Raw genomic sequence first — 17925 nt, 5'->3', positions numbered from 1 at the left:
CCTGATAACATGTCGCCTAATGAAGTATCGCCCAACTAAGTGTGCCGTCATTATATATGGTTATGACGCTGATGGATACAAGGGCAGCGAGCAGATATTTGCTGACGTAAAAGTGGCGCAGGACGTGTTAAAATAGCGCTTATACCTTTAAGCTACTTAGCTTTTTAATCACCTCATTTAACCGCATGATTTGCTCATCATCATTAGCTACTTATTGTTATAAAAACACTTGTTTCACCCATCGTAAACTCATCTAAGAACCACAAGAGACCGTGCATGACTGTCAAACCAATCGCTCAAAGCCCTCATTCACCTGAACCGTTAGTCATAGGTGACGCCGTTTATCATTTAGCAGACCATACGCCAATGATGGTGCAATATCTAACCATGAAAGCCAATTATCCACAAGCGCTACTGCTGTACCGCATGGGTGATTTTTATGAGTTATTTTTCGATGATGCCAAGCGCGCGGCGCAAATACTTGATATCACGCTCACTCGCCGTGGTACGGACAAAGCAGGCAACACAATTGCGATGGCAGGCGTACCGTTTCATGCGGCTGACAGCTATATGGCAAGGCTGATTGCGGCTGGGCAGACCGTCGTCGTCTGTGAGCAAATCGACGAATCAACCACTGGCAATGCGAGTAATAAATCCAATACGCCTACGATGGGCGATAAGCAGAAAAAAGATAAAAGCAAATCGACCGCTGGCAGTATTATGCGCCGTGAAGTGGTCAAAACTCTGACAGCAGGTACGATTACCGATGATGCATTAATTGCGCCAAACCATACCCCTACTGTGGTCGCCATTGATATTGCTATGCCTAAATCGAATAGCAATCAGCCACTACAAGCTGCCATTAGCCAAATGGATTTAGCCGCTGGCACGTTGACCACCCAAAGCCTGACAGCGGATAAAAATGATATCGAAGGCTTACAAACCCAAATGCTCACGGTGCTCGCACGCTTCGCGCCCAGTGAATGTATCATTAGCGAAGTACTCAGCGATGGTATTAGCGGTACTGATGCAGAATGGCTGCTATGGCTACGTCAAAATCTTGACTGCCCTATTATAGAAGTCGCTGCCAATGACTTTCATCCTGAACATGCCAGCACAACCCTCTGTCAGCAGTTTGGCGTGCAACGTTTAGATGGACTGGGCATTAGCGACAAGCCATTGGCGCAATCTAGCTGTGCTGCGCTTATTCATTACGCGCGGCAAACCCAGCAGCGTCATGTACCACAAGTAAATCAACTCATCGTTGAGTATAATGATGATTATCTGATTATCGATGCCAATAGTCAGCAAAACCTTGAGCTATTTACGCCTGTCAGCAACAGCGGCACTTCATTGATATCGGTGCTGAACCATTGTCAGACCCCAATGGGTAGACGATTGCTGGTACAGCAGATGAAGCGCCCTCTACGTCAACATTCACGCATCAATATGCGCCTACATGCGATAATCAGTCTTTTGCAGAGAGACAGTCAAACTGAGGAAAATAAACATCTGAAGCAAAATTTAGAAAATAATTCATTAGTCAGCAACTTACGCGAGACTCTAAATGCAATCGGCGATATTGAGCGAATCAGTAGCCGAATCGGTCTGATGAGCGCCAAGCCACGCGACTTACGTAAACTCGCTGATGGTATCGCTAGTAGCGTGCAGATTACGACCCTACTCAATGAGTCAAGCATTAGCCATGAGCAGTCAGGACTGTTGCCGATGCTAATGCAGCAATTGCCTGACCAGTTACCGGCGGTACAGTCCGTCGCCGAGCTGATTGAGCGTGCCATTATCGCAGAACCGCCCGCGCATATTCGTGATGGTGGTATGCTTGCGGCTGGCTATGATGAAGAGTTTGATCGCTTGACTCATCTCCATGACAATATCCAAGTGACCTTAGATGAGATGGTAGAGCGTGCACGTCAAGAGAGCCAATTACCCAGCCTAAAAGTGGGTTTTAATAAAGTCAGCGGTTTTTATTTTGAACTCCCAAAAATGCAGGCAAAAAATGCACCGGCGCACTTTATCCGTCGGCAAACGCTCAAAAGCAGCGAGCGCTTTATCACAGATGAGCTAAAAGATGTCGAGACCGAGTATCTGAGCGCGCAAAGCTTAGCACTGACTCGTGAAAAACAGCTATATAATGAACTGTTAACCATTTTAAGCAGCCACTTAGCTGAATTACAACAGCTGAGCGCTGCGATAGCCCAAATAGATGTGCTTAGCAATTGGGCACAGCTCGCAACCATTTATAACTGGCAACGTCCAGTGATGAGTAACGATTCAAAAGATGATAGTGGCTTAAACAACAATCACTCGAAGAATGGCTTGAATAATAACAGTCAAACCAGTATCGATATAAAAGCAGGTCGTCATGTCGTCGTCGAAGCCGTACTAAATCCAACTAATATTGGAAATCGTACCAATCAAAACAGTCATGCGAAACATACTAGCCAGTTCGTTGCCAATGATTGTGCGCTTGGTAGCGCTGAAAACCCTGAACGCCTGTTAATGATTACGGGCCCTAATATGGGCGGAAAATCGACCTATATGCGCCAAACGGCTCTTATCGTCCTACTTGCACATTGCGGTAGCTTTGTCCCAGCAGCGCGTGCTCATATCGGTGATATCGACCGTATCTTTACCCGTATTGGCTCAGCTGATGATTTAGCGGGCGGCAAATCAACCTTTATGGTTGAGATGATTGAGACCGCCAACATTCTCAATCAAGCAACGAATAAATCACTCGTATTAATGGATGAAGTCGGACGTGGTACGGCGACCACTGACGGTCTTGCTATTGCTCATGCCTGTGTCAATCGCTTGGTCGAGATTGGCTGCCTGACCCTATTTGCCACTCATTATTTTGAATTGACGCAATTGTCAAAAGATGGTGAAGCCAATCATGCTAACATTCGTAATGTCCATGTCGCTGCCAGTGAAGTTGATGGTCAGTTGCTACTACTACATCAAATTCGCGAAGGTGCCGCCAGCTCTAGCTTTGGATTGCACGTCGCTAAGATGGCTGGCATTCCTATTCAGGTATTGAATGATGCCAAACGTTATTTAGTAGACAACTTGAAAATAGATAACTTGAAAATAAATAGCGTAAAAACAGAAAATGAAAAAATTGTTGTTGATAAAGTTGATGACAAAAATGACTTAGCTAAGTCAGTAAAGGATAAACGCCAGCAGGCTTATAATGGTCATCCTCTAGACCAAGAGGCGAGTCATATTACTCAAACATCAAACACACTCAATAATCCACAGCAAAATCAGCTGTTTAGCTTACAGGATGAGCTAAGCGCCATCAACCCTGACAACCTAACACCGAAGCAAGCACTTAACCTTCTCTATCATCTTAAAAAATTCATTAGTCATTAAAGGGAATTGTCAAATAGCCGTAAAGGCGCTAAAATATGTCCTATCCTAATATAAGAATTTTCATCTATTTATTAGCTCAACCAATAACAGGTAGACATCACTATGACCTTTGTCGTTACAGATAACTGCATTCTTTGCAAATACACCGACTGTGTGGAAGTCTGTCCTGTGGACTGCTTTTATGAAGGCCCAAACTTCCTCGTCATCGATCCTGATGAGTGCATCGACTGCGCGCTATGCGAGCCTGAATGTCCGGCCAATGCCATCTTCTCAGAAGATGAAGTACCTAAAGATCAAGAAATGTTTACGCAGTTAAATGAAGAACTGGCACAAAAATGGCCCAACATCACTGAGATGAAAGGACAAATGCCAGAAGCTGAAAAGTGGGATGGCGTGGAAGGTAAGATTCAGTATTTAGAGAAGTAGATAACTCTTTAACACTGCTCAATGTATTGAGACAAGAAAAACCACCTAATAGCCATCAGATAAAAAGGGCTGTCAGGTGGTTTTTTATTAACCCATTTTACTGGCAATCTTGAGGCAAATAAGACTTTGATATGCCAGCAGATGCTTTACAACTCCAATCACCGTCAGTGCTTCGATCAAGACTTATTGTCTGATTTGGTAAATAACTTAGATTTTTAATTTGGCAATGTATTGCGTTAGGAGTAGCTGTATTGGTATTAGGAGCTGTTACACTAAACTGACAGTATTTGGTATTGCTTGGCATATTCAATCCATTCGGACTAAAATCTATTACCCCATCACCATCATTCAGAAGTATTTGATAAGGCATCCTAAAGTCATTTAGAGTCTGATAAATGACCATTATCTGCGTCTTTCTAATCTGGTTTTGATAACTTATTATGGCTATGGATGCCAAAATACCTACGATAGCAACAATAATCATTGTCTCAATCAGAGTAAACCCAGCTTGAGATTTGTATGAGCCAGTTGATGTCGATAACATATGATTATACAACCTGTTGATAATAATTTATTAATGCAGACATCATGCCATGTGATACGTATTAGTAAAATAAATTCGAATTCATGGAATAAGGTTTTAACTTAACATCATAGATTATCAATATTGATCGAGATTATTAATGACTCTTACATTGTAATTCGCTCAACTTAACATCTTCTTCATACATATAATTCAATATATTCAAATGCTTTTGTGCATCACGTTTATGCCCATTAAAGTACAGAACTTCTGAAAACTTGTATAAGTCATAGTGAATCATATATGTTTTAACCATGTATCGTATCTTTTCAATCTGGCTGTTACTTAATTTTGTGCACGGATATAAACCAATCCATCTGGCGCGACTTTCAAAAGTATCAAAAAAGTTAAGTTGATATGACAAACTAAGCACATTCTTCCGCTCATTCATTTCATGTATTTCAGCAGCAACCATATTATCTGGAATATAACTGTACTCTCTAACTATATATAAATTTAAAACTATTCCAAATACAAAAACTAAAATACAATAAATACCATTTACTTTTATTGTTTCTTCATTAAACGTAAAAAACAAAGCTCCTAACATGAAGCCTAAAGGTAGTAGAAAATATGAATATGATAACGGGAACTCGAGTAAAGCATGAATTAAAACGACACATACTGAAGTTATCAAGCAAGTCTGAATGGCGCTAACTGACTTTAATAACGCTTTGATGACTACGAATGTACAAACTACTATCACAGTGATTCCAATTGGAATACCGCACCACACTATGATATCTAAAAATATATTATGAAAGCTGGTGATATAACGCTTTGCATAGCCAAATTGTAATGTTTCATATTGAGCAAAAGAGCTTTGATTCCATCCATATCCCCATAGAGGCTGCAGTTTGATGGCATCCAATGCTTGTTGCCAAATCTGAATGCGTTCATAACCTGATGATGCTCTTTCAGCGACAGTCGTTGTATCTAACTTTAAGAATGATTGTTTAAAGATTGGTAGCAAAATAGCAGAAACAATAAAGTAAGCTAAGAACAAACTTTGCTTTTTAAAGCTAAGACTTATGATATCTCTTTTATAAGATACTGATAAATATAAATATAAATATAATAGAGCAACCCATGCAGTACGCGACTGTGTCAGTCCAATAATACTTAACAATAATAAGCTAAATAGCAATAGAGCTATGCTATTAAATCGCTTATTTTCATAGAAATATAGACAAGATATTAAGCTTAATAATAGAAAGGTTGCAAGATGGTTGGGTTGTGCCATATTAGCAAATGGACGAGACCGAGCAGGCAGTACCCAGTCAACACTCATCTCTATATTAAACCATTGAGCTAGAGCTATTAGACTACAAATCAATCCACAGCTTAAAGTAACTAGATAATAATAATCTAGACTATACTTATATCTACTGACACTATTAAAGCCTATAACGATAGCTAACCAGAATGATAGTATGTAAATGAAAGATAAAGTGGCTTTATCAAAGTAAAAAATTTGACCTAGCGAATACTGTGCTATAGGTATCAAACTAATTAGGATAAAAAACAGTGATATTTTAGGGATAGAAATAGAGCCTTTAACAAATAAGGGCATCAAAAATAAAAGAGATAAAAAGACAAAATATTCTGAAATAAAACTAGACCAAGGTGCATAAAAAGCTGGATTGAGAATAGCTAGGGAGAAACAAATTATGCTTAAAGCAAATGAAAGTATATAAAACATATTAGCCCAGAATAAAGTAAAAAAAAGGATAGCAGAGCTATCCTTTTTTTTACTGAGTAGTATTGTTACTTATTTCATCGTCTATAAGTAAAGCTTATGCACATTCTTTTGGTTTATAGTCGACATTAGCTACAGTTGATGTACATGTCCAAGTACCAATTACTCCAGTAGCAGGAACATCTGCTGTACGTGTCCATAGGATAGTTTTAGTATTAATAGAAGATGTGCCTTTAAGTGCGCATGTAATAGTAGATGCACCGTCAGTTCCAATACTAGTTGTAATAGCACAACGACTAGTGCTAGCTTTCAAACCAAGTTTAGTAACATCTGTGATAGTAGCCGAAATACCTTCTGCTAGTTTGGCTTCAGCATTGGTTTTACCAGGTGTAATTTCTGCTAGACCAGCTGCTACTTGTGACTTAGCCGTATAACCTTGATAAGCAGGAATTGCAATCGCAGCTAGAATACCGATAATAGCGATAACAATCATTAGTTCGATTAGGGTAAAACCTTTTTGAGCAGTGTTCATATGAACTCCTTTTGGGTATATAAAGACAAGTGGCGATCAGCGCTTTTTATCTTTAGTAATATAATTTGTTTTTTCTTACTATAAAGCATGCACATAGCATACCAATTTTAAGAAAATTACTATTTTTAGCATTAAATCACACTGTTCAACCGAATACTTAAGATGTATAGCTATTTTCTAGCTAAATAGATTTACATACTACTGACAATATTGCTACTAACTTACTGAAAATTGTCAGTGCACCCATGTACTAGGAGTAAAAAGTAAATATAGATGACAATTTTTGTCAAAATTTGTGATAGTGGCAAAAATTGTTATTTATTCCAGTCGTTACTAGTACCACACTTCCTATTTGCACCCTGAATACGACATTTTATGTTTTGATAGTTAAGACTTAGATTGCCATCGTTAGCGATTTGACTACCTGTTCTTGGAATGGCTGTGATTGTCCATTTAGTAACGAGTGGATCCGTTATGGTCACATCATATAACTCAGTACCCTGCCTTGGGTATGCAGTAGCAAATTCTGTTTTAATACCCGCGCTAATATCGCTATAGCTACCCTGAGCCAACTTACGACTTTCAATCTCTGAGGCGATATTTTGCATCTCAGTCATCATGTCCGTACGTTTAGTTTTGATGACATATTGCTGGTAACTGGGGTAAGCAATTGCCGCTAAAATACCAATGATGGCAACGACGATCATCATTTCTATTAATGTAAAGCCGCGCTGCTGTATAGATGATGGTTTTAATATTTTGCTAGAAATTGACATTACCAGCTCTCCTGTCCAATGCCACAATCAGTAGAAGCGGTAGTAACCGTCCTATCCTTACTTTTGCATTTCACGCCTGTACTACTGGTCATCAAAATTTGCGCATCTGAATTTTTAAGGGAGGTATTTGGCTGGGCCAACATACGCCACGAGCTACCCGAAGTAGAATAGCCTGTGATTGCAGGAGCCAAAGTATCGCCTTTATTATCGACTAATGTAATTAGATAACTATAGTTAGTGCTATTGCTTCCTCTAGGGACGTAGATAGTTTTATTATCAGTCGCGTCATATCCATAGCTATAAGTACCATCGCTTGCTTGCTTTTTTGGTATGAAGCCTTTGTAAGTCAGCGCACTAGCACGCCAACGGTTTAGCTCTATATCCAGTTGCTGCATACTCGCTTGCGCTTGTGATTCGGCATTGCGTACTACAAACTGACGGTAAGACGGAATCGCAATTGCCGCTAAGATAGCTACTATCATGATAACCACCATCAGCTCTATGAGCGTAAATCCAAGCTGTTGCTTTAACGCTTTCATATTCATGCAGCTATCCTATCAATCTACTTCGTACCATACTTTCGGCTGTAGAGTATAACGTTCGTTAAATATAAAATCGGGCGCTGTGCCATTACCAAGAAGTTGATCAGCTGCGTTTAAATTCTGTTGCAGGCCTTTCTCCTTCTTACCGCCACCTAATACAGGAGTGTCATAAAAGAATTTATCACCATCGCTGCCGAAGCTGACTCGATCATTAGCACGTTCGGCAAGTGTACGCGTACCGATAAGCAATCGTTGGTTAGCTAGGCTTGAGCTGCGTGGTCCAAGCGTCAACTCTTGAATGCCTTTACCTGCTTGCACATATCCAGCAGTGCCATTCTTAGAGGCATCATCCGTACAGATACCATAGGGTAGGCAATAGAGCTGTCGCTCTGAACCACCTGTCACTTTAGCAGAGCAAGAATCTACAGCACCATAGCTCATGTCTGGATTGTAGACAGTCGTATATATAAAGCTATCAACCACTTCAGATTTACCGATACCTTTACCATATCTCACATTACCGTAGCCATCAAAACGAGTCAGAGGATAATACCAACCTCGTTTTGCTCCTGACTTTAGAATATTAATGGTCACATTTTTTTGAGCTAAGGTATATCCTGTGGCAGTAAGCGTCCCAATTGCTGAAGGCAACTCAGCTAAACTACTTGAGGCGGTATTGTTCGCGGTCAAATCTACGATTGCTTGGCCTCCTGCTGTTCCTGCAGTCGTAAAGTTATTGGCATAAAAAACATTATCTAGCTTGGTAACATCGCTGTCTATAATGCCATACAGCCTGTCAGCCTTGGTGTTATCACGTATTTTTGATAAAGGCGAGCTGCGGTCACCTGAGATAGCATTAACCAATGCAAACAAATCATTACTGGTATCATTACGATAGAAACTGACAACTGGACGCTCGTAAAAGCGATAGTTATATTTTGCATCGCTGCCTGTATATGCGCTTTGGAGTACACGAGTGACTCTGGTATTACTAAAAGAAGTTTCAGGCGATGCAGTTCCTGATGTTACTGGTCTCACAAAGCCAGCATTAGTAAAATCAGCACGGAATATCTGACCACCTAAATCTGCAAAATAGATATGATCCATAAAGCCATCGTTATTACGATCTAACGTGGTCACCCCAGCGACGATACTGTTAGTCATACTCGTAACAGTCCTCGACGGTGAACCCTCAGCTGAAGCGGACCATATCAGAGCACCCGTTCTGGCGTTGATAATATATACGGCATTGCCCTTAGTCGATGTTTTGTTTGAGCAAGCACCTAACGCTGTATCTGTAACACCAACTTGAAAGCCTTCATTTTCATAACACATATCATAGCCACCACCGAATACCAAAACATCAGTACCAGTATCAGTACTACTGGTTTTTATTTTAGCCTTGGTAGGTTTTGCCCAAATCTGACCCATACGCCCAAACCCTACCGTGGCTGGCGTAATAGCAAATATCATACTCGGATTACTAACATTATTAAGCTTATTGAGGTTTAGCCCGTAAAAAGCCTCGCCACCCATACGTAGGCCACCATAAGCGAATACGCCTTTACCACCTGTTGTATTGACATTTACTCTATTGTTAGACAAATCATAATTATAGTCGGCGGTAACCAACCAAGGAGCATCTATACCAAAGTTTGGTGACCCTATATCAGTTTTAGTTGCACCTTTAACGAGGGCGTCAGACTTACTAGCATCCCTTAACATCTCTCTTGGTATAATGACGAACTCTTCTTCTCCACCATTACCCGCTCCTTGGTTATCTGCATCTACCAAATGCAAGCCACCTTCTGATGAGCCAAACAGTACGTAATCATCACGCGTATCGGTCACCCTACCAGTAATCGCATCGAGATTTGCTGAATAAGAGACTGCCGCTGGGGTAGAATGAATAGTAGCACCAAGCACCTTGATAGCTTTCGATACATTAGCTGTGCTAAGTGTCATGTCTTTTACAGCCGCACTCGGAAGAATATCGAATCCTAGGAAATTCAATAATTTTCTTAACGTTGCTTCATTATAGGTAGCAGTATCTTTAAATGTAGCGGTAGTCAAAGCTGCTCCATCTACCACGACCTTACCAGCAACACTTACTTCTACCTTTCTTAATACTGATTTTTTATTGGTCGTATTATCCCAGTCTTCGACGTAAAGCCTTCTAAGCGAGGTGACGCCCGTAGCTGGTGTGTTCAATTGCGCATAAAAACCACCAGACTCCACCTTGTCATTAATACCTTCTCCCATAGCATTAGTGTAGTTTTTATCTGACCACATATCTTGCGTCGTCGGATTAAGATCGCCTGCTATGCTCTGAAATAACTTAGCACCGCCCTTACCATATAAAGTACCTTCATTTAAGGTATATTTTTTCATATTACCGTCCCAAATGACTGAATTTTCGGCTACTTTGGGTTGTAACGTAGGGTAATAGGCAACAGCAAGCTGACTATCAGCACGATAAGGATCGTCAGGGACGACGATTGTACCTGATGGCACCGACGGTAAGGTTTGGTTCAAGTCAGCGACGAAGGTAGTAATACTTTTAACAATGTCTTCGGTAGACTGCGCTGAATAAAAGCCACCTTCCCCAAAGCCTCCCACACCTGGCAATTCAGTATTAGATTTTTCACCCCAATTACAAGCATTTCTTGCGTCAATATTGCTGATCTTTGCACAATTATAAAAATCACGATTTGCGGTAACACCAGTTTTGGGATTGGTATAAGGGAGGTTGACGATATCTGAATCATCAACATCAAATGCTGAACCAAAACCAACGACTGCGGTATAGATTTCTCGATCTGTACCTAATGGATTCTTTGTTGGGTCACGTAGAGCTCTGGCAAAGGCCCCGACCGCAGGTGTACCACTATCATAACTACCATTATTTGTTGTACTACTACCTTGTGGCAAACTATTCGATGCTGTCACCGAAAAAGCATTTCCTTTAGTTCCTAGTGCAGCCTTCATTAAAGGAATGGGATCAGGGGCAGTGTTTGGCTCACCATCGGTTAGAAAGTATATGCCACGACCATCACAGCTTGAAGGCGATGAAAGTGGGCTAATATAGTTGCTACTATTTTTTGAAGATTTTATAGAACTATTAAAACCACTATAAATACTACTAGTAGGCGTTTTGGTACCTAACATATAAGCACCTGCTTCTGCATAAGCGTTTGCTGTTGGTGTACCATTAAATCCAACCAAATCGGCTACTGCTGTTTTAATTGCTAAACGTTGAGTATTATTCAGCAAAGCTGCTGGCACTAGAATTTTGCCACTTCTACCATCGGCAGTTTTGAGCACATTATCCTCATTACTTTGTGTAGAGAACTGTCCTATCCCAATAGATACTTTTTTGGGATCCAACAGCGCATTATCCATCAAAGTAAAAATCGCATCTTTAAGGCGAGTTAAGCGGTCGTAGTATTTAATGCTTTCAGTCTTATAATAATACCTATTGAGTCCACTTAGAAGTTCGTCTTCAAAACCACTAGTAGAAGGTTGAGATATTGTCTGACTATTTGGACATGAACTAATATCAGCTGCTGAGCTACCTAGACCATCAGTACCACCACAACGATACCATGTGAAACCGTCACCAAATGAAAAGTTTCTTCTATAAAAATACTTTTTTTCGCCAGCAGTCTCACAATATGTCCTAGGATATGTAGTCGAAGATGTCTCACTATTGATTCTACTAGAGGACACACCAGAAGGCAGATCACAAGCACTCGCTCCCACATTAGACGCAAGTGCAGACATACTACCCGAAGTATCTAACATCATGGTAATCGTGGTCTTACCGCCCTCTGCCGCTTTATAAATCTCTAAATCGCCAATCTTTTTACCTGCCACATCTGCCTGTGATGCAGGCATTATCATTATCGATGCCATGACAACGACTAGATACTTTAAGGGTACCGTGATCACGTTAGTCGTTCGCTGTACGTCGTCAAATCGTTTCATGACATCTGTCCTTATATTATATCGGTGTAATGAATAAGCAAGTTAAGGCGTTGTAGCTAGTACACATAGCGGATTTAGTGTCCCTTTGCCGAACGGATAACATTTGGTAGAAGAAGAAAGGTTTTCGACATCCGCTTGCTCATACAGCGTTTTGCTAGGTGTGTTAGCCGCTAACAGACAGCCATTTAATGATTTTTTCCCAGCAGCTACGTTGGAGGCAATACTGGTTTGCTCAAAACATTTATCAGCACCTGATTTTGGTTCACTATAAGCGGGGAGCGAAGAAGTCGGTCTGATATCGAACTGATACTTCTTACTGGTTCTATCCTCAATCTCTTTGCCAAGAACAACAGATTCAAACGGCTTTGCATTGGCACTAGGAGGCGTAACTGTAATACTCATCTGCGTCATGACGGCTTGTCTAGCACTGGTATAATCAGCTGCATCGGTATAATCACAAACACCATTATTCAATCCATCCACATATCCGCCAAGAGGTGCTCTAACAGTCGCACTGTTTGTTAGATAGCTTTGTGTCCGAGGATTAAAGCAATAAATAAACTCATTAATTTTATTCTCTTCAAATAATAAAAAATGACCCAGTGCTCCTGTAGCACTCGTTACATCTCTGTACCCAGTGGAGTCTGCGCTCCCATTCACCATCACCTCTAGCTTTTGGTTGGCACTATCTGCTGATTGGAGTAATACAGTGTTGATTTGGTCACTGGTCGCCACTTTAAGATCTGTCGTGCTTTGTCTAACTGCTATTGCACCTGCTAGCATAATAAGCACTAAAAATAACAAGACCACTATCAACGTCGCACCTCTCTCGGTGCTCCGATATGCCATATTGATATCTTTTCGTGTCGAACTTGATAAATCGTGGTATCGAATCACTTTGAGTCTCCTTACCAATATGCTATGGGCTAGTTAGATTTACGACACGAGCGTTACGCAATAACGTTGTGGTTTGATAGGTGGTCCGAACTTTCTTTGTACTACTAGTATCTGCCTTTAGCTTATTATCTGCCGATAATTGCCCTAACAAAGCAAATTCAGACTGTTCAGCACTTCCTATAACAGGTGTACTACCATGAACAATTAAACCAGCCTTAACAGCAGTTACTACTGGTTTGTCAGCCGTTATATTCAGATAAGCGCTGCTGGGTAAATAAATCATTCTTCCTGCATTAGCGCCAGTTGTGTACTGTATACCCAATAGCACTTTAAACTGATCGACATTGACAATAAACTCTTGCCCTGCTTGACCAAAATTACGTGAATCAGTTGCTGGAGTCACGACGGCTATCCCACCAGCAGTATTAACACGCCCTGCATCACATGCCAATACTAAGTCTTTGATAGCACCAGTACTGGTATCCCCGGTTGCCTTACGTAAGAAATAACGCTCAATAACAATGTCATTAACAGCCGCACCTGCACCTTCGCAATCTGTCATTGGAGAGCCTGTGATGTTGGTATATTGAATAGTCAACTGATCGCTATTGGTATTGGTATTGGATATACCTGACCAACCATTAGTACCAACAGTAGCATCTCCTGCACGTCTTGTTAGATACCCCGTATTAGGATAAGCAGTAGGAGTAGTAGGAACACCAATATTGAGACCCGTTAAGACAATACCGCCATTAGGCGTGGTGCCATCAATTCTAGTGGTTGGGTTACCAAGATTGGCTAAGCGAATGCTTTTTTCTAATTGCTGTAACCCAAATACGCTCGCATCTTGTAACTCACTACCACTGGACTGAATACTGCTTGTTTTTACATTTATTAAATATACTTGGATGACGGCTGCGGACACTATTAAACCGAGTACCAAAGAAATCATCAACTCTATTAAGGTGAAACCTACCTGACGATTATTCAGATTTATTTTTTGATGATTATATGACATCAGTACGCCTCCATAATAAAGCACTCTGCGCCATTCTTATAACTGCCATTTGCATTGGCACAAGCATCAGATGCAGTATCATCTAATGTAACTTTCGTATCACCCCAGCTGGCCACGAAACACTGTAACTCTTGCTTGCCTGATGTACCTGGACAGCCGTTGGGAACCATGCCTATATTAATATCATTGGCGCTTGCATATGATTTTAATAACAATCCATCACGCGTTGCCATTTGGTTGATCGTGCAGGTCTGCGCGGCGGTGGGTGCCGTAGTTGCATTTGTTATACAGTTGTCTTTTGTTATGCTTCCTCCATCAATACTAATAGCGTCTGAAGAGCCATTTATCGCTGCTTTGAAAGCAGCAATACCGCTAGGATTATTACGCATAGCCTCTGCTCCACCTCGCATGATAGCTAAAGAGCGAGTACGCATAAGGCTTTCGTCGGTTGCTTTTATCGCTGACATTTGCATGGCGCTGAACCCTAAAACAGCCACAGCTAGCAATAGTAATGCCACCATCACCTCTATTAATCCTACACCTGCCTGTGTGGCTCCAATCTTCATTAACAGCTCCCAGCACTTATAGTATTAACGTTAGCAATATTAGTAAGTTTTACTTGTTTGGGCGTCTCACTGTTAGAGCCGCTATCACAGATGGTATATGCTACTGTAGCACCACCAACTATTTTTTTGTTTGGTTGAAAAGCAATACTGGTTTCAGTAGAGGGACTGATTTTCTGAGTAATAACACTTTGCTTATCGACGTTATAGCTAGCTATATTAGTGCTAGGGATGCTGGTAATACCGGTGTGCAATACGATTTTATTAGAATTATTAGAAGTATCATATAAAACTGTAATATTCTGACGACGAATAATACTTTCGACTTTAGCTTCTTTTAGCGCATTAGCTAGAGTCGCAGCCGTCGACTTCACACGCTGATTGGCCAATTGAGTACTGATACTTGGCGCTGCAATACCGACAATAATGGCAAGCACAGCTATCGTTACCATCAGCTCAATCAGGGTAAATCCTGAGCTGGTCATTCGTAATGAGTGCGGTAGATTTTTCGCAGATGCGTTCACATCAAATCCTATTTATGGCTGTATGTAGCCCTAGTTTCTTAATGGTGCTGAGCACCTAGTTTTTATGGTGGTAAAGCCTGTGCCGCTCATCTAATATCTTTAATAATTTGTACAGTTTTCCTGCAATTTTTATTCCATTTTTATTCATAAATAGCGTTGTAGTAACAGCTATAAAGTAATGCACAGAGAAACAACAAATTTAGCTAGCGTATATTCATAATATAGCGATAAGGTAACACATTAGCAACATAATAGTAGCCATCAATCGAATGAGAATACTTCTATGACTGACTACCATGCGCTAGAGCATAAGCAATAAGAGGATGTTTATGAGAGGTTGGAGCGTTATTGAGGGAGGTCATGCCAGACAAGCTATGTACTGTACGCCCTAGCGCTTGCAGACTGGCACCGGTGGTGGCGACATCATCAAATAATATCAAGCGCTTAGCAGGTTGACTTTCAATTAATGCAAAAGCGTTGTCTAAATTACTCAAGCGTTCAGCACGCGTCAGTCCTTGCTGACTGATAGTGTCATCTATGCGCTGCACCCCATGCCATAGCGGTATTTTCCAATGCTTGGATAGGTGCGCTGATAAAATACTAACGGGATCAAAGCCACGTTTGATCAGGCGTTGAGCGGTGGTCGGCATGGCGACAATTACGCTGTTGTCGTGATGACAGCCGTGCGGGCGTGGGAGTTGACGCAAAGCGTGTAGCAATAGTGGCAGCTTGGTCATATCTTCGTGATGCTTAAACGCACGAATCGCTTGGCGTATCGGATAATCGTAATAGGTCGCTGCTTGGATAGATAATGTACTGCCAGCAGACATGTCTACCTGAAAGGGTTTAGGTAACCAGCTTATGCTGTGATGACAATGCGGACAGAGCAGACCGCTATCTAAACGCTTATCAAAAAAATAGCGCAGATTGGCAATAGAGGAATGATTGTTAGGCAAAGAACCAAATGCAGAATTAGCGGTATTTGATGAGTACTGTGACTCTACTATTTGGGATTTTGTTGGCTGAGATTGTATGAGCTGGTCTTGTATCAGCTGAGACTGTGACACGCTTTGGTGAACACGGCATAACTGGCAGCGTATACTCAGATACTCTGCCAGCCATAGTCCGGTTTGGTAAGGCGCTAAGCGGTACATGCTTTATGGTCAGGATGAGTATTGATACTAAAAACCCTTCCAATCATTAAGCACTATACCAAAGCCAATAGATGTGTTTTCATGATTATAATCGATGATAGACTCGCCATAACCTTGGAATAACTGCACCATACCATTGACGTTTTCTGACAACGGATAGATATAATCGATTTGTGCAGCGCCCTTGTTCGTGCTTGGATTATAACGCAGGGTACCACTAAGGCTCTGTTGATCAGGCAAATCATACAAGAACTTGATATCGCCATAACCCATATAGTCTTCGATATCTGGATTGTCATCATCGCTGCTATTATCGCTGTTCACGCGAGCCCATAGACGCGGTATGACTGAAAGCTTACCCCACTCCGCTCCGGCCATCAAATAAGCACGATTCCATGAGCGTGATAACGGATCGTCTTGTCCATTAGAATGGTGAATAGCACCGACACCTAACATACGTAGACGGCCACCAAAAGGTAGGTCAGCTGCTACTGGTTGGGTCAAAAATATTTCAGGCTGATAATCAGTCGCACGGAATGGGCGCGAGTTATCTTCGTTATAAACCTGCCAATGCGACTCTTGGGTATAACCAAACCACAAATCTGCACTGGTATCGAATAAATCTTGAGCAACTTTAGTCTTTAAAGACAACTGAAACTTCAGCTCAGTCTCACGTATGTCATTTGCAGACAAAGACTCTGTTTCTTGAGACGGTGTCCCTGGATTTAAATTGGGATCAGACGTATAAAATAGTGGTAACACGTAGGTTGGTCGATAGGGTCTGACCGTCCAAGTACCACGCTCGCTGTTCTTATCAAGGTCATAAGACAAACTAAGCGGCGTATACTTTTCGATATCGCCTTGCGTGACGCCTACGTTTTCTAAGACTTCTGCTTCTCTTTGCGTCAGTCCAACGGTATCTAAGCTCTCAGTAGAATCTGACTGATTGGCCAGTAAACCTGTATCGGTATTATTGGCCTGCACAATACTCGTGGTATTCTCTTCAGCAAAGACGACTTGCGGGTTACCTGAAATGGTCGATTTGAAGGTTTTTGCCAAATCTAGCGGTTGTTTGGTACTCGTGTAGCTTGGCGTTTCGCCTTGCTCAGCTACCTTATCGAAGCAGGCCAGACGGGCAGAACTGGTCTGTACTTGCGTACATTCAAAAAACAACTTCGCCTGCTTGGCGACAAAGTCATTACTCGGCAGCTTACTACGATCAATAGGCGTATTAGGGTTTTTTAGACGCTCGTAGATCACTTGTGGAGAGTTGTCATTGTCATATTCAAGCATAGCTTCTGCAACAGGTATCTCATTATAAACCTGACCGTCATTCGCCGCTTGTGCTTGCAAAGCCGTACAGCTTAAAGCGATACCCATAGCGATGCTCAGCTGAGTCTTTGACCCAAACCCTAAAGCCATAAGGCTTCGAGTCTGATGCTGGGGTGTAAGAGGAGCAAACATAAGTGTCCTTTGTCATGATTGGCATTGAAGCCAGTAGATTGTCTAATGCAGGTAGCATCAATAATAGCTAAGCTAAAGTTGGTCGTCAGTGATATAGATATGTGATTGAAAATTATTGGGGCGTGTCGCTCATAACCAGTTTTGGTAGCCATCGGCCATAGCATTGCTGCTTGAACATTGTTGCGTTATTGTAATAAAATTACTGCCATTATACTAGCGTTATCAAGACTTAATCTAGCATAGACTCAATTAATAATGACTTAACAGCCATAATGACAAATCCTTCTCTTAAATAGTAAATGCGGTCATTGTTAAGAAATAAGACACTGAACATATATTAAGAAATCGGTATAAAAAAACCAGCGTC

At 41.3% G+C, this 17925-nt stretch carries 14 protein-coding genes; 2 read left to right on the top strand and 12 right to left on the bottom strand.

Annotation, left to right across the window (positions count from 1 at the left end):
- The first annotated feature begins 276 nt into the window (after positions 1-276).
- Together mutS and fdxA are read left to right on the top strand one after the other, a co-directional pair.
- Positions 277-3393: a DNA mismatch repair protein MutS gene (gene mutS / locus JMY08_RS07425; RefSeq protein WP_201592629.1), complete on the top strand. Its 3117-nt coding sequence runs from the start codon at positions 277-279 to the stop codon at positions 3391-3393.
- Positions 3394-3495: 102 nt separating this feature from the next.
- Positions 3496-3819, top strand: coding sequence for a ferredoxin FdxA (gene fdxA, locus JMY08_RS07420; protein WP_010195798.1), 324 nt, complete (start codon positions 3496-3498; stop codon positions 3817-3819).
- A 97-nt stretch (positions 3820-3916) separates the two neighbouring features.
- Here fdxA and JMY08_RS14205 read toward each other — a convergent pair whose 3' ends face one another.
- From JMY08_RS14205 to JMY08_RS07360, 12 genes are all read right to left on the bottom strand, one after another.
- Positions 3917-4303: a pilin gene (locus JMY08_RS14205; protein WP_413786693.1), complete on the bottom strand. Its 387-nt coding sequence runs from the start codon at positions 4301-4303 to the stop codon at positions 3917-3919.
- Positions 4304-4499: 196 nt separating this feature from the next.
- Positions 4500-6104, bottom strand: coding sequence for a PglL family O-oligosaccharyltransferase (locus JMY08_RS07410; protein ID WP_201592625.1), 1605 nt, complete (start codon positions 6102-6104; stop codon positions 4500-4502).
- A gap of 94 nt (positions 6105-6198) precedes the next feature.
- On the bottom strand, positions 6199-6633 hold the full coding sequence (locus JMY08_RS07405; protein WP_201592623.1) for a pilin: 435 nt from the start codon (positions 6631-6633) through the stop codon (positions 6199-6201).
- 314 nt (positions 6634-6947) lie between these two features.
- Positions 6948-7409: a type IV pilin protein gene (locus JMY08_RS07400; RefSeq protein WP_201592621.1), complete on the bottom strand. Its 462-nt coding sequence runs from the start codon at positions 7407-7409 to the stop codon at positions 6948-6950.
- Positions 7409-7954 carry a type IV pilin protein gene (locus JMY08_RS07395; RefSeq protein ID WP_201592619.1) on the bottom strand — a complete coding sequence of 182 codons (546 nt, stop codon included), beginning with the start codon at positions 7952-7954 and terminating at the stop codon, positions 7409-7411. The genes JMY08_RS07400 and JMY08_RS07395 overlap by 1 nt, the downstream gene beginning before the upstream one ends.
- A 12-nt stretch (positions 7955-7966) precedes the next feature.
- Positions 7967-11938: a pilus assembly protein PilY gene (locus JMY08_RS07390; protein ID WP_201592617.1), complete on the bottom strand. Its 3972-nt coding sequence runs from the start codon at positions 11936-11938 to the stop codon at positions 7967-7969.
- 42 nt (positions 11939-11980) lie between these two features.
- On the bottom strand, positions 11981-12787 hold the full coding sequence (locus tag JMY08_RS07385) for a PilX N-terminal domain-containing pilus assembly protein (protein WP_227679624.1): 807 nt from the start codon (positions 12785-12787) through the stop codon (positions 11981-11983).
- 70 nt (positions 12788-12857) lie between these two features.
- Complete coding sequence (locus JMY08_RS07380; protein WP_201592613.1) at positions 12858-13853, bottom strand: PilW family protein; 996 nt, start codon at positions 13851-13853, stop codon at positions 12858-12860.
- A complete protein-coding gene (gene pilV, locus JMY08_RS07375; RefSeq protein ID WP_201592612.1) occupies positions 13853-14419 on the bottom strand; it encodes a type IV pilus modification protein PilV in 567 nt (188 codons plus the stop codon). The genes JMY08_RS07380 and pilV overlap by 1 nt, the downstream gene beginning before the upstream one ends.
- Positions 14419-14940: a Tfp pilus assembly protein FimT/FimU gene (locus JMY08_RS07370; RefSeq protein WP_227679623.1), complete on the bottom strand. Its 522-nt coding sequence runs from the start codon at positions 14938-14940 to the stop codon at positions 14419-14421. The genes pilV and JMY08_RS07370 overlap by 1 nt, the downstream gene beginning before the upstream one ends.
- Before the next feature lie 281 nt (positions 14941-15221).
- Entirely contained in the window at positions 15222-16094 is an 873-nt protein-coding gene (locus JMY08_RS13975; RefSeq protein WP_227679622.1) for a ComF family protein, read from the bottom strand.
- A gap of 27 nt (positions 16095-16121) precedes the next feature.
- Positions 16122-17558 (bottom strand): phospholipase A, encoded by a 1437-nt coding sequence (locus JMY08_RS07360; RefSeq protein WP_201592611.1) that lies wholly within the window; start codon positions 17556-17558, stop codon positions 16122-16124.
- Positions 17559-17925: the final 367 nt, after the last annotated feature.

It is taken from the genome of Psychrobacter sp. Pi2-51 (assembly GCF_904846665.1).
GTDB classification, from domain to species: domain Bacteria; phylum Pseudomonadota; class Gammaproteobacteria; order Pseudomonadales; family Moraxellaceae; genus Psychrobacter; species Psychrobacter glaciei.
The sequence above is the reverse complement of the archived record's forward strand: the minus strand, read 5'-3'. Positions and strand labels throughout refer to the sequence as shown.